The organism is Rhodococcus sp. Z13 (assembly GCF_025837095.1).
GTDB lineage: Bacteria > Actinomycetota > Actinomycetes > Mycobacteriales > Mycobacteriaceae > Rhodococcus > Rhodococcus sacchari.
In genome coordinates, this window is sequence record NZ_CP107551.1 from 2,815,928 (window position 1) to 2,829,361 (window position 13,434).

Genomic DNA, 13,434 nt, shown 5'->3' on the forward strand with positions numbered 1-13,434 from the left:
GTCAGGTTTCGTCCTTACTTGGTTTTCTACTCAGTCGATGGACAACGGCACCCGGCGTTCACCGAGCGCCCCACGCTCGGTGTTCACCGAGCGCCCCCGCTCAGCGCTCACCGAGCACCTCGCCGATATATCTCGCAACGGTCGCGACCGATGCGATGGTTCCCGGATAGTCCATCCGGGTGGGGCCGAGCACACCCAGCCCACCGAAGACCGCACCCGCGGCACCGTAGCCGGTGGACACGACGGAGGTGGTCCGCATCTCCTCGAACTGGGTCTCCTCGCCGATCCGGACGGTCACCCGGCCGGGGTCGGTGCTGCTGGCGAGCAGCTTGAGCACGACCACCTGTTCCTCGAGCGCCTCGAGCACCGTGCGCAGCGAGCCCGGCACGTCCCCGTGCCCGTCGAAATCCGCCGCGTTGCGGGTGAGGTTGGCGGTGCCGCCGAGCACGAGGCGTTCCTCCGGGTGCTCCACGAGCGTCTCCACCAGCACCGTGGTGCAGCGGATGACCGCGTCGCGGACCTCCTCGGGGGCGTTGTCGGCGAGTTCCGTCACCGCGATGGACGCGGCCGCCAGGCGCTTGCCGGTGAGGGCGGCGCCGAGCAGTTCGCGCAGGCGGGACAGGTTCTCGTCGGTGATCACGTCGCCGAGTTCGACGATGCGCTGGTCGACGCGACCGGAATCGGTGATGAGCACGAGCAGCAGCCGTGCCGGTGTCAGGGCGACGACCTCGAGGTGGCGCACCGACGACGCCGACAGCGTCGGGTACTGCACGATCGCGACCTGCCGGGTGAGCTGCGCGAGCAGGCGCACCGCGCGCCGCAGCACGTCGTCGAGGTCGACGCCGGATTCGAGGAACTTCAGGATCGCGCGGCGTTCGGCCGCCGACAGCGGCTTGACCTCCGCGATCCGGTCCACGAACTGCCGGTAGCCCTTGTCGGTGGGCACGCGCCCGGAGCTCGTGTGCGTCTGCGTGATGTATCCCTCGGCCTCGAGCACGGCCATGTCGTTGCGGACGGTGGCGCTGGAGACGCCGAGGTTGTGCCGGTCGACGAGAGTCTTGGATCCGATGGGCTCCTTGGTGGATACGTAATCCGCCACGATGGCGCGCAAGACCTTGAATCTCCGCTCCTCGGTACTCGACAACCCGCCACCTCCGTTTCCACCGACTGCAGGGCCTACCGATCGGGGCCGTACCCTGCCAGTCTAGTCGTGTGACGACGGTGCAGCCGCCGGGCACAGGTCCGACACGGCTCGTCGGGCCCGGCCACCGTCGCCGTAGGGTGTTCGCATGATCTTCAAGGGCGTCCGGGACGGCAAGCCGTATCCCGATCACGGACTGTCTCTGCGTGACTGGTCGCGGATCCCACCGCGTCAGGTGCGCCTCGACGAGATCGTCACCACGACCAAGGTCCTCGAACTGGACCGGCTGCTGTCCGAGGACTCCACCTTCTACGGCGATCTGTTCCCGCACGCCGTGCAGTGGCAGGGCGTGCTCTATCTCGAGGACGGGCTGCACCGGGCGGTGCAGTCGGCGCTGCGCAACCGGCCGGTCATGCACGTGCGGGTGTTCGAGTACGACGCGCTGACCCCCACGCCCGGCCGGGCCGAGGCCGACCACCACGACTGAGACCGGCCGAGGTTCAGTCCTCGCCGCCGAGCAGGATCGTGCGGACCACGGCGTCGGCGAGCAGGCGGCCCCGGTCGGTCAGCACGAGATGCTCGTCACGTTCCACCGCCAGACCGTCGGCGACGACGGTGCGGGCCGCCGCGCGCTCCCCCTCGTCGAGGGCGGACAGCGGCAGGCCGGTGCGCAGCCGCACGGTGAGCATCACCAGTTCGGTGTGCCGGTCCTCGGCAGTGAGCTGTTCGCTGCCGGCCACCGGCAGCTTCCCGTCGGCGAGGGTGGCGCTGTAGCGGGCGGGATGCTTGACGTTCCACCAGCGCACCCCGCCGACGTGGCTGTGCGCGCCGGGGCCGGCACCCCACCAGTCGCCGCCGTCCCAGTAGCCGAGGTTGTGGGTGCAGCGCGCCGACGGGTCGTCGGCCTTCGCCCAGTTGGACACCTCGTACCAGGTCATCCCGGCCTCGGCCAGGCGCGCGTCGATCCGTTCGTAGCGGGCGGCGAGGACATCGTCGTCCGGGGCGGGCAGTTCGCCGCGGCGGACGCGGCGGGCGAGGGCGGTGCCGTCTTCGACGATGAGCGCGTAGGCGGAGACGTGGTCGACGCCCGCGGCGAGCACGGCGTCGAGGGAGGCGTCGAGATCGGCGTCGCGTTCGCCGGGGGTGCCGTAGATGAGGTCGAGGTTGACGTGTTCGAAACCGGCGGCGCGGGCCTCCTCCGCCGCCGCGACGGGTCGGCCCGGGGTGTGGGTACGGTCGAGCACCGCGAGCACGTGCGGGGCGGCGGACTGCATGCCCAGCGACACCCGGGTGTAGCCGGCCTCGCGGATGCCGGCGAAGAACTGCGGAGACGTCGATTCGGGGTTCGACTCGGTGGTGACCTCGGCGCCCGCGGCGAGACCGAAGGAGTCGCGGACCGCGTCGAGCACCCGCGCGAGTCCGTCGGCGCCGAGCAGCGAGGGCGTGCCGCCGCCGACGAAGACGGTCTCCGCGGCGGGCACGGTGCGGCCGTCGCGGGCCAGCAGCCGGGCCCCGGCGTCGAGTTCGCGGCGCAACCCGTCGAGCCAGGACTGCGCGGACGCGGCGCTGCCGAGTTCCCCGGCGGTGTAGGTGTTGAAGTCGCAGTAGCCGCAGCGGGTCGCGCAGAACGGGACGTGCACGTACACCCCGAACGGACGGGTCCCCACGCCTGCGAGGGCCGAGTCGGGCAGGTCGAGGCCGGCCGGGCAGGTCTCCTGTGCGGTCCGAGGACCGATCCGGGTGTCGTTCACGCCCTCCAGTGTTCCAGAGACGCAGGGGGACGAATCCCCCACGAGGCGCCTACCTCGACATTTCCCGCGATTTCGGTGGAAATGCCGCCCACGATTCGGAATCGTCCGTGTGACGTGGCACAATGGGCCGCATGACAGGATCCGGAGTGCGACTGGTGGCGCGACGCCACGTCGACTTCAAGCGCGTCTGCGCGTCCTGTTGTCTGCCGTGCGCCGCATGTCTGTGCGCCGACTGTTCGTAGTCGGCACTCTCCCGGCATAGTCCAGATCCCTGCCGGGTCGAACCATGCGTGCACGAGGATCAGCCCCCTCCTGCGCCCGTCGACCCGGTTCTCCCCGCGAACATCAGGAGCACCTGCATGTCGTCGACCACCGACGCCACTCCCGCCGCCGAGCCGGCCCAGCCCGCACGGCGTGCTGCGCGCCCCGCCAAGCGGCGCGCCGAAGGACAGTGGGCCCTCGGCTACCGCGAACCGCTCAACGCCAACGAGCAGACGAAGAAGGACGACAACCCCCTCAACGTCCGCAAGCGTATCGAGAACATCTACGCCCACACCGGTTTCGACGGCATCGACAAGGCAGACCTCCGCGGCCGGTTCCGCTGGTGGGGCCTGTACACCCAGCGTGAGCAGGGCTACGACGGCACATACACCGGCGACGAGAACATCGACCTGCTCGAGGCCAAGTACTTCATGATGCGGGTGCGCTGCGACGCCGGCGCCCTGAACCTGGCCCAGCTGCGCACCATCGCCGGGATCTCCACCGAGTTCGCCCGCGACACCGCGGATCTGTCCGACCGCGAGAACGTCCAGTACCACTGGATCGAGGTCGAGAACGTCCCGGAGATCTGGCGCCGGCTCGAGTCCGTCGGTCTGAAGACCACCGAGGCGTGCGGCGACTGCCCGCGTGTCGTGCTCGGTTCGCCGCTCGCCGGCGAGTCGCTCGACGAGGTCATCGACGGCACCCCGGCGATCGACGAGATCGTGCGCCGCTACATCGGCGACCCTCAGTACTCGAACCTGCCGCGCAAGTTCAAGACCGCCATCTCCGGTCAGCAGGACGTCGTGCACGAGATCAACGACGTCGCCTTCATCGGTGTCGAGCATCCCGAGCACGGCCCCGGTTTCGACCTGTGGGTCGGCGGCGGCCTGTCCACCAACCCGATGCTCGCCCAGCGCGTCGGCGCATGGGTGCCGCTCGACGAGGTGCCCGACGTGTGGGAGGCGGTCGTCGCGATCTTCCGCGACTACGGCTACCGCCGCCTGCGTTCGAAGGCGCGCCTGAAGTTCCTCGTCAAGGACTGGGGCATCGAGAAGTTCCGCGAGGTCCTCGAGACCGAGTACCTGAAGCGCCCGCTGATCGACGGCCCCGCGCCGGAGGCCCCGGTGCGGCCCATCGACCACGTCGGGGTGCAGAAGCTGCGCAACGGCCTCAACGCCGTGGGTGTCGCACCGATCGCCGGCCGTGTGTCGGGCACGATCCTGTCGAAGGTCGCCGACGCCGCCGAGCGGGCCGGTTCGGACCGCATCCGGTTCACGCCGTACCAGAAGCTGATCGTCCTCGACGTGGCCGACGACAAGGTCGAGCATCTCGTCGCGGAACTCGAGGAGCTGGGACTGCCGGCCTCGCCGTCGCCGTGGCGCAAGAACCTGATGGCCTGCACGGGCATCGAGTTCTGCAAGCTGTCGTTCGTCGAGACGCGCAAGCGGTCGCAGTCGCTCGTGCCGGAGCTCGAGGAACGCCTCGCCGACATCAACGCGCAGCTCGACGTGCCGATCACGGTGAACATCAACGGCTGCCCGAACTCGTGCGCGCGGTCGCAGATCGCCGACATCGGCTTCAAGGGCCAGCTCGTCGACGACGGTGAGGGCAACCAGGTCGAGGGCTTCCAGGTACACCTCGGCGGCGCGCTCGGTTTCGATGCGAGGTTCGGCCGCAAGCTGCGTCAGCACAAGGTCTCCAGCGCCGAGCTGGGCGACTATATCGAGCGGGTGGTGCGCAACTTCGTCAAGCAGCGCACCGAGGGCGAGCGGTTCGGCGAGTGGGTCCTGCGGGCCGAGGAGGCGGACCTGCGATGAGCGATTCGGGCAACAGCGACACGATCAGGGAGCAGGAACCGATTCGATGACGATCGACACGAACACCGACGAACTTCGACGCATTGCCGCGCAGGGGGCAGCAGAGCTCGAAGGCGCGTCGGCACAGGAGCTCCTGCGGTGGACCGACGAGACGTTCGGTACCGCCACGGAGCACGGACGCAGCGGGTACGTGGTCGCGTCCAACATGCAGGACGGGGTTCTCGTCCACCTGGCGGCGCAGCAGCGCCCGGGTGTGGACGTGCTGTTCCTCGACACCGGTTACCACTTCGCCGAGACCCTCGGCACGCGGGACGCGGTGGCGCAGGTGTACGGCGTGAACATCGTCACCGCCGAGGCGGAACAGTCCGTTGCCGAGCAGGACGCCCTGCTCGGCAAGGATCTGTTCGCCCGCGACCCGAACGAGTGCTGTCGTCTGCGGAAGGTGGTGCCCCTGAAGAACATGCTGAAGGGGTACCGCGCCTGGGTGACGGGCATTCGCCGCGTGGAGGCACCCACGCGTGCGAATGCCCCGCTCATCTCCTTCGACGAGGCGTTCGGACTCGTGAAGATCAATCCGATCGCGGCATGGACCGACGAGGACATGCAGAACTACATCGACGAGCACGGGATCCTCGTCAATCCCCTCGTCGACGAGGGCTATCCGTCCATCGGATGTGCCCCGTGCACCACCAAACCACTTCCAGGGGCCGATCCGCGCAGTGGACGCTGGGCCGGCCGCGCCAAGACCGAATGCGGGTTGCACGCCTCATGACACTCATCGATTCGAATCCCACCGGAACCCGGACCACCTTGGACGGCAGCAAGTTCGACACGCTCGATGCCCTCGAGTCGGAGGCGATCCACGTCTTCCGCGAGGTCGCGGGCGAGTTCGAGCGTCCCGTCATCCTCTTCTCGGGTGGCAAGGACTCGACGGTCCTGCTGCACCTGGCGATCAAGGCGTTCTGGCCGGCGCCGCTGCCGTTCGCGCTGCTGCACGTCGACACCGGGCACAACCTGCCCGAGGTGCTCGAGTTCCGCGACCACGTGGTCGAGAAGTACAACCTGCGCCTGCACGTCGCGAGCGTCGAGGAGTACCTCGCCGACGGTCGCCTCACCGAGCGTCCCGACGGGATCCGCAATCCGCTGCAGACCGTTCCGCTGCTCGACGCCATCTCGGAGAACCGCTTCGACGCGGTCTTCGGCGGCGGCCGCCGCGACGAGGAACGCTCCCGCGCGAAGGAGCGGATCTTCTCGCTGCGCAATGCCTTCGGCCAGTGGGACCCGAAGCGTCAGCGACCCGAGCTGTGGAATCTCTACAACGGCCGGCACGCACCGGGTGAGCACGTGCGCGTGTTCCCGCTGAGCAACTTCACCGAGCTCGACATCTGGCGCTACATCGCCCGCGAGAACGTCGAACTGGCGAGCATCTACTACGCCCACGAGCGTCCCGTCTACCGCCGCGACGGCATGTGGATGACGCCGGGCGTGTGGGGCGGACCGGCCGACGGCGAGGAACTCGAGGTCCGCTCGGTGCGCTACCGCACCGTCGGCGACGGGTCCACCACCGGCGCGATCCTGTCCGAGGCCGCCACCAACGAGGAGATCCTCGCCGAGGTCGCCGCGTCGCGGCTGACCGAGCGCGGCGCCACCCGCGGCGACGACCGTGTTTCCGAAGCGGCCATGGAAGACCGCAAGCGAGAGGGCTATTTCTGATCATGAGCGACTTCCACGAGCGCACCGACACGCAGCTGCTGCGTCTGGCCACCGCGGGGTCGGTCGACGACGGCAAGTCCACCCTGGTGGGCCGGCTGCTGTACGACACCAAGTCGGTGCTCGCCGATCAGATCGACGCCGTCACGCGCGCCTCGGTCGACCGCGGTCTCGACACCCCCGACCTGTCGCTGCTCGTCGACGGCCTGCGCGCCGAGCGGGAGCAGGGCATCACCATCGACGTGGCCTACCGCTACTTCGCGACGCCGAAGCGCAGCTTCGTGCTGGCCGACACCCCCGGTCACGTCCAGTACACCCGCAACACCGTCTCCGGTGCGTCCACCGCGCAGCTCGTCGTGCTGCTCGTCGACGCCCGCAAGGGTGTGGTCGCGCAGACCCGCAAGCACGCGGCCGTGCTCGCCCTGCTGGGTGTGCCGAAGCTGGTCCTCGCCGTCAACAAGATCGACCTCGTCGAGGACCCGGCGACCGTGTTCGCCCAGATCTCCGCGGAGTTCGGGGAGCTGACCTCCTCGCTCGGCTGGGCGCCCGAGGACGTCCAGGAGATCCCGGTGTCCGCGCTGCACGGCGACAACGTCGCCGTCCGCAGCGAGAACACCCCCTACTACGACGGCCCCACCCTCATCGAGTACCTCGAGTCGGTGCCGGTGGACGCCGACGTGCACGGCCGTCACGAGACGGGCCTGCGGTTCCCGGTGCAGTACGTCATCCGTCCCCGCACCGCCGAGTACCCCGACTACCGGGGTTACGCCGGTCAGATCGCGGCCGGCTCGGTGCGGCCCGGCGACGAGGTCGTCGTGCTGCCCTCGGGTGTCCGCACCACCGTCGAGCGCATCGACTCCCCGGACGGCGAGTTCGACGTCGCCCACGCCGGCCGCTCGGTGACCCTGATCCTCGCCGACGACGTCGACGTCTCGCGCGGCGACATCATCGCGTCGCCGCAGGACGCCCCGGAGTCGTTGTCGGAGTTCGAGGCCACCGTGTGCTGGCTGGCGGAGAAGCCGCTGCGCCCCGGCGCCCGGCTGCTGCTCAAGCACGGCACCCGCGTCACCCAGGCGATCGTGGGCACCATCGAGGAGCGGTTCGACGAGCAGAACCTCACCTCCGTGCCCACCCCGGACAGCATCGAGCTGAACGAGATCGCGCGGATCACCGTGCGGGTCGCCGAGCCGATCGCCGCAGACGACTACCGCGTCAACCGCCGCTCCGGCAGCTTCCTGCTCATAGATCCGGCCGGGGGCAACACCCTCGCCGCGGGTCTGATCGGCAACGGTCTGGCCGCCATCGATCTCGGGGACAGCGTCCCGGCATGACGCCGCTCGTCGCCGTCGCGCACGGCAGCCGCGACCCGCGGTCCGCGCGGGCCGTGGCCGCCGTGCTCGCGGCGCTGCGGGCCGAACACCCGGGCCGCGACGTGCGATTGGCGTTCCTGGACCTGAACACCCCGTCGGTCCCCCAGGTGCTCGGCGCGCTCGCCGCCGAGGGGCACCGGCGGGTGGTGGTCGTGCCGCTGCTGCTCGGCAGCGCCTTCCACGCCCGCGTCGATCTGCCGGCCCTGCTGCGGGAGGCGCAGCAGCGTCACCCGCTCCTCGAGATCCTGTGCTCGGACATCCTCGGCGACGACGACCTGCTCGTCGCCGCGGCCCGCGACCGCATCACGGCCACGGGCGTGTCGGTGGACGATCCCTCGGTCGGGGTCGCGCTGTGCGCCGTGGGATCGCGGCGCCCCGAGGCCAACCGCGCCACCGAGTCGATCGCGCCGCGGATCCTCGCCGGCACGGCGTGGACACGGGAGGCCACCTGCTTCGCCACCACCGACCTGTCCGTCGAGGCGGCGATCGCCGATCTCACCACCCGCGGTGCCCGCACCGTGGTGCTCACCCCGTGGATCCTCGCGCCCGGGCTGTTGTGGGACCGGGCCTGTGCCGCAGCGGAATCGATGCCGCAGGTGCGGACCGCGGCGACTCTCGCCGGTCACGGCGCCCTCGCCCGGGTGATCGACGCACGCTACACCGAGGCCCTCTCGCGGGCCCGCGCGCTGCGGGCGGCCTGAACCGGTCTTCTTCCCGGTCGGGTTCGCCCGATCGGTCCTCCTCGGCTACAACGGAATGCACAACCGTCGCTTCCGGGGAGGGCCTGGCGTGCAGAACGAACTTCGCCGTTACATCGATCGGCTCCGCACCGAGGGATACTCGGTCCGCGACGATCACGGCGAGGACCCGGATCTGATCGACATCGAGGGCCGGGCCGTCGACACCTGGCGGGAGAACTACCCCTACGACACCCGCATGGACCGCGCCACCTACGAGGTGGAGAAGTACCTGCTGCAGATCGAACTGTTGAAGTTCCAGTCGTGGGCGAAGGACAACGGCACCAAGCACATCATCGTGTTCGAGGGCCGCGACGCCGCGGGCAAGGGCGGCACGATCAAACGGTTCCAGGAGTACATCAACGTCCGGCACGCCCGCACCGTCGCGCTGAACAAGCCGTCCGACCGTGAACACGGCCAGTGGTACATGCAGCGCTACGTCCAGCACTTCCCCACCGCCGGTGAGCTCGTCATGTTCGACCGCTCCTGGTACAACCGTGCCGGTGTGGAACGGGTCATGGGCTTCTGCACCGACGAGGAATACGAACTGTTCATGCAGCACGTGCCGCTGTTCGAACAGCTCGTCGTCGAATCCGGGATCTCGCTGACAAAGTTCTGGTTCTCGGTCACCCGCAACGAGCAGCGCACCCGCTTCGCGATCCGCCAGCTCGATCCGGTGCGCCGCTGGAAGCTGTCGGAGATGGACCTCGAGTCGCTCGACAAGTGGGACAAGTACACCGAGGCCAAGGAGGAGATGTTCCGGCGCACCGACACCGACTGGGCGCCGTGGACGACCATCAAGTCCAACGACAAGAAGCGGGCGCGGATCAACGCGATGCGGTTCTTCCTCAACCAGTTCGACTACGACGACAAGGACCCGCAGATCGTCTTCCCCGCCGACCCGAAGATCGTGCAGCGCGGCAAGGACGCCGTCGGGGACTGACGGCACCGCCGTCGCAACGAATCGACGGAAACTGGCCAAATCTCCGTGATCCGTACCACACTGGACGGTGGAGCGAGGAGGTCACATGGACACATCGCAACCCCGTCGCGGCATCGTGGTCGGCGTCGACGGCTCGGACAGCGCCGTCGATGCGGCCCGATGGGCGGCGTGCATCGCCCGGCGTCTCGGTGAACCGGTCGAACTGGTCCACGCGCATCCTCATTCGTCCGACTCGACCACCGAGCCCGCCGAGGCGGTGCTCTCCGCCGCGGAGAACGCCGCGCGGGCGGTCGTCGACGGTGTCGAGATCACCCGGTCCACGCCCTCCGGCAGGCCCGACCGGGTGCTCACGGAGATGTCGCACACGGCCCGGATGGTGGTGCTCGGTCACACCACCACCACCGAGTGGGAGTCGATGATCAAGCGTTCCGACGTCGTCTCGATCGCCAACCACGCCGAGTGCCCGGTGGTGACCTGGCGCAGCGTCGACGGGTTCCGGGTGCCCGACAGCCGGCCCGTGGTCGTCGGGGTCGACGGCACCGAGCTCAGCGCGGCGGCGGTGGAGCACTCCTATGCGCTGGCAGCGGCGCTCGAGGCCCCGCTGATCGCCGTCCACACCTGGACCGAGCAGTCCACCCTCACCTACGGCGAGGGCTCCCGGTTCCGGGATTGGACCGACTATGTGGAGTTCCGCCGGAACGAGATGACCGAGCACATGGCCGGGCACGCCGAGAAGCACCCGGACGTGGAGGTCACCTATCGCGTCGAACGCGGCAAGCCGGACATCGTGCTGCAGGAGGAGTCGAAAACCGCGCAGCTGGTGGTGGTGGGCAGCCATGGCCGCAGTCCGCTGGCCGCGGCGGTGGTCGGGTCGAGCAGCCAGGGGCTGATCCACCACAGCCGCTGCCCGGTCATGGTGTGCCGGACCCCCGCGCACGACCGCACCGCCGAACGCGAACGCTCCGACGAGCAGTAGCGGCCGGTGGTGGTGGGGCCGGTGATGGTCAGGCCGGCGTGTCGGCCCCGTCGCGCACTCCGATCGGGGCGTGCGCGTAGACGGTGTCGCCGGCGACGAGACCGAGATCCTGCGCCTCCCCCCGCGTGATCTGGGTGGTGAACAGCTCCCCCGTCGCGTCGTTGCGCAGTTCCACGCGCACCTCGAAGCCGAGCCTCACCACCCGCTCGACGGTCGACCGGATCACGCCGGTCCCGGCCTCGCCCTGCTCCGCGGCCGGCAGCTCGGGCTGCCGCGCCAGCCGGATGTCGTGCGGACGCACCAGCACACCGTTGAGCTTCGACACCGTGCCGAGGAAGGACATCACGAAGGTGTTCGCGGGCCGGTCGTAGAGCTCGTCGGGCGCGCCGATCTGCTCGATGCGACCGGCGTTCATCACCGCGATGCGGTCGGCGACGTCGAGCGCCTCCTCCTGGTCGTGGGTGACGAGCACGGTGGTCACGTGCACCTCGTCGTGGAGGCGGCGCAGCCAGGTGCGCAGGTCGGCGCGGACCTTGGCGTCGAGGGCACCGAACGGTTCGTCGAGCAGCAGCACCTGCGGGTCGACGGCGAGGGCGCGCGCCAGGGCCATGCGCTGGCGCTGACCGCCGGACAGCTGGGCCGGATAGCGGTTCTGGAAACCACCGAGTCCGACGATCTCGAGCAGGTCGTCGACGCGCTTGGTGATCTCCGCCTTGGGCCGCTTGCGGATCTTCAGGCCGAACGCGACGTTCTCGCGGACGGTCATGTGCTTGAAGGCCGCGTAGTGCTGGAACACGAAGCCGATGTCGCGTTTCTGCGGGGTCACGTCGGTGACGTCCTTGCCGGCGATGCGGACCGTGCCGTGGTCGAGGGTCTCGAGACCGGCGATGGACCGCAGCAGGGTGGACTTCCCCGAGCCCGAGGGGCCGAGCAGAGCGGTGAGCGACCCCGAGGGGATCTCGATGTCGACGTCGTCGAGTGCGGCGAAGTCGCCGTAGTTCTTCCGCGCCCCGGTGACGGTGATCATTCGGTGCTCCTCTTGCGGTCGAGCAGGGTCATCAGCAACAGCACGATCACTGCGATGGCCATGAGCAGGGTGGCGGCGCTGTAGGCGCCGAAGGTGTTGTGGTCGTCGATGTACCGGGCGTGCACGAGCAGGGTCAGGGTCTGCGAGACGCCGGGGAATCCGGACGAGACCATGATGACGGCGCCGAACTCGCCGAGCGCGCGGGCCACGGTGAGGACGATGCCGTAGGTCAGGCCCCAGCGGATCGCGGGTAGGGTTATGCGCCAGAAGGTCTGCCAGGCGTCGGCGCCGAGGGTCGCGGCGGCCTGTTCCTGTTCCTCCCCGATCTCGCGCAGCACCGGTTCGACCTCACGGACGACGAACGGCAGGGTCACGAAGATGGTGGCGAGGACCATGCCGGGCAGTCCGAAGATCACCTTGAAGCCGAGATTCTCGATCGCACCGAACCAGCCGTTGGCGCCCCACAGCATGATCAGGGCGACACCCACGACGATCGGGGACACGGCGAAGGGCAGGTCCACGACGGCCTGCAGGAGACCGCGTCCCGGGAAGCGGCCGCGCACGAGGGCGAGCGCGACGACGATGCCGAAGATCACGTTCACCGGCACGACGATCGCGACGATCAGCAGCGACAGGTTCAGCGCCGAGATCGCCGCGGGGGTGCTGATCGACTCGACGAACGCCATGACGCCGTTCTCGAAGGTGCGGTAGAGGATCACGCCGATGGGCACGATCAGCAGCACGAGCAGGTAGGCCAGGGCGACGAAGCGCAGCGACAGGCGCGAAGCGAGGGACGGTTTCACCGGTCGTCCTCCTCCCGGCGCTGACCGCGGTGCGCGACCACGCGCAGCACGAACAGCACGGCGAACGCGATGAGCAGCAGCACCACCGACACGGCGGCGGCGTTGACGGACCGGTCGATCTCGATCTGCTGCTGGATGTACTGCGAGGCGACCTGCGTCCGGTAGGGGATGTTGCCGCCGATGAGCACGATCGATCCGTACTCGCCGATGGCGCGGGCGAACGCCAGGCCGGTTCCGGACAGGATCGCCGGGGCCAGTACCGGCAGCACGACGCGGCGGAAGATCGTGACGTTGCCGGCGCCGAGGGAGGCGGCGGCCTCCTCGACCTCGTGGTCGGTCTCGATCAGCACGGGCTGCACCGACCGCACCACGAACGGCAGGGTCACGAACGCGAGGGCGATCCCGAGGCCGAAGGTGGTGGCGTTGAGCTGCACCCCGATCGGGCTCTGCGGTCCGTAGAGCGAGAGCAGCACGATGCTCGCGACGATGGTGGGCAGCGCGAACGGCAGGTCGATCAGGGCGTTGACGACCTTCTTGCCGGGGAACTCGTCGCGCACGAGCACCCACGCGATGAGGGTGCCCATGACGGCGTTGATCGCCGCGACGACGAGCGAGACCAGGACGGTGATCCGCAGGGTCGCCAGGGCGGCGGGGGCGGTGACCGCGTTCCAGAAGCCGGCGGGGCCGTCGGACACCGAGTGCACGGCCAGCGCCGCCAACGGCAGCAGCACGATCACGCTCAGCCACAGGGTGGCGATGCCGATGCCCAGCGGCCCCACGGCGCCGGAGAAGATCCGGCGGCGTGGGCGGCGACGGTCGGGGATGCGACGCGGGACCGCGGACCCGGGAGCGGTGGCTCCCCGGTCCGCGGTGTCCTCGGAGACGGTCACGCTCATGG

The 13,434-nt window shown here is 69.5% G+C and carries 13 protein-coding genes; 8 read left to right on the plus strand and 5 right to left on the minus strand.

The features are described 5' to 3' along the window. Nucleotides 1–100: 100 nt before the first annotated feature. Nucleotides 101–1,144: a heat-inducible transcriptional repressor HrcA gene (hrcA, locus tag OED52_RS12845; RefSeq protein ID WP_264151265.1), complete on the minus strand. Its 1,044-nt coding sequence runs from the start codon at nt 1,142–1,144 to the stop codon at nt 101–103. 145 nt (nt 1,145–1,289) lie between these two features. Here hrcA and OED52_RS12850 point away from each other — a divergent pair, with 145 nt between their 5' ends. Beyond that, a complete protein-coding gene (locus tag OED52_RS12850; RefSeq protein WP_264151266.1) occupies nt 1,290–1,628 on the plus strand; it encodes a type II toxin-antitoxin system VapB family antitoxin in 339 nt (112 codons plus the stop codon). A 13-nt stretch (nt 1,629–1,641) separates the two neighbouring features. On the opposite strand, the gene hemW is transcribed toward OED52_RS12850, so the two are convergent. Continuing rightward, nucleotides 1,642–2,892, minus strand: a complete 1,251-nt coding sequence (gene hemW, locus OED52_RS12855) for a radical SAM family heme chaperone HemW (RefSeq protein ID WP_413247658.1) — start codon at nt 2,890–2,892, stop codon at nt 1,642–1,644. 359 nt (nt 2,893–3,251) lie between these two features. Between hemW and OED52_RS12860 the strand changes: the two genes are divergently transcribed. The 7 genes from OED52_RS12860 (at nt 3,252) to OED52_RS12890 (ending at nt 10,706) form a co-directional block, all read left to right on the plus strand. After that, nucleotides 3,252–4,970, plus strand: a complete 1,719-nt coding sequence (locus OED52_RS12860; RefSeq protein WP_264151267.1) for a nitrite/sulfite reductase — start codon at nt 3,252–3,254, stop codon at nt 4,968–4,970. A 46-nt stretch (nt 4,971–5,016) separates the two neighbouring features. Beyond that, nucleotides 5,017–5,742 carry a phosphoadenylyl-sulfate reductase gene (locus tag OED52_RS12865; protein ID WP_264151268.1) on the plus strand — a complete coding sequence of 242 codons (726 nt, stop codon included), beginning with the start codon at nt 5,017–5,019 and terminating at the stop codon, nt 5,740–5,742. Continuing rightward, nucleotides 5,739–6,683, plus strand: a complete 945-nt coding sequence (gene cysD, locus OED52_RS12870; RefSeq protein WP_264151269.1) for a sulfate adenylyltransferase subunit CysD — start codon at nt 5,739–5,741, stop codon at nt 6,681–6,683. Before OED52_RS12865 ends, cysD begins: the two co-directional genes overlap by 4 nt. Before the next feature lie 2 nt (nt 6,684–6,685). Then, a complete protein-coding gene (locus OED52_RS12875; protein WP_264151270.1) occupies nt 6,686–8,011 on the plus strand; it encodes a sulfate adenylyltransferase subunit 1 in 1,326 nt (441 codons plus the stop codon). Beyond that, nucleotides 8,008–8,751: a sirohydrochlorin chelatase gene (locus tag OED52_RS12880; RefSeq protein ID WP_264151271.1), complete on the plus strand. Its 744-nt coding sequence runs from the start codon at nt 8,008–8,010 to the stop codon at nt 8,749–8,751. Before OED52_RS12875 ends, OED52_RS12880 begins: the two co-directional genes overlap by 4 nt. Before the next feature lie 88 nt (nt 8,752–8,839). Further along, nucleotides 8,840–9,730, plus strand: a complete 891-nt coding sequence (gene ppk2 / locus OED52_RS12885; RefSeq protein WP_264151272.1) for a polyphosphate kinase 2 — start codon at nt 8,840–8,842, stop codon at nt 9,728–9,730. A gap of 85 nt (nt 9,731–9,815) precedes the next feature. After that, complete coding sequence (locus tag OED52_RS12890; protein ID WP_264151273.1) at nt 9,816–10,706, plus strand: universal stress protein; 891 nt, start codon at nt 9,816–9,818, stop codon at nt 10,704–10,706. Nucleotides 10,707–10,734: 28 nt separating this feature from the next. On the opposite strand, the gene OED52_RS12895 is transcribed toward OED52_RS12890, so the two are convergent. Genes OED52_RS12895 through cysT form a run of 3 tightly spaced genes read right to left on the minus strand, consistent with a single transcriptional unit; the run spans nt 10,735 to nt 13,432 of the window. Then, entirely contained in the window at nt 10,735–11,733 is a 999-nt protein-coding gene (locus OED52_RS12895; RefSeq protein ID WP_264151274.1) for a sulfate/molybdate ABC transporter ATP-binding protein, read from the minus strand. After that, nucleotides 11,730–12,536 (minus strand): sulfate ABC transporter permease subunit CysW, encoded by an 807-nt coding sequence (gene cysW, locus OED52_RS12900; protein ID WP_264151275.1) that lies wholly within the window; start codon nt 12,534–12,536, stop codon nt 11,730–11,732. Before cysW ends, OED52_RS12895 begins: the two co-directional genes overlap by 4 nt. Continuing rightward, nucleotides 12,533–13,432 (minus strand): sulfate ABC transporter permease subunit CysT, encoded by a 900-nt coding sequence (gene cysT, locus OED52_RS12905; protein ID WP_413247659.1) that lies wholly within the window; start codon nt 13,430–13,432, stop codon nt 12,533–12,535. Before cysT ends, cysW begins: the two co-directional genes overlap by 4 nt. Between the last annotated feature and the right edge of the window lie 2 nt (nt 13,433–13,434).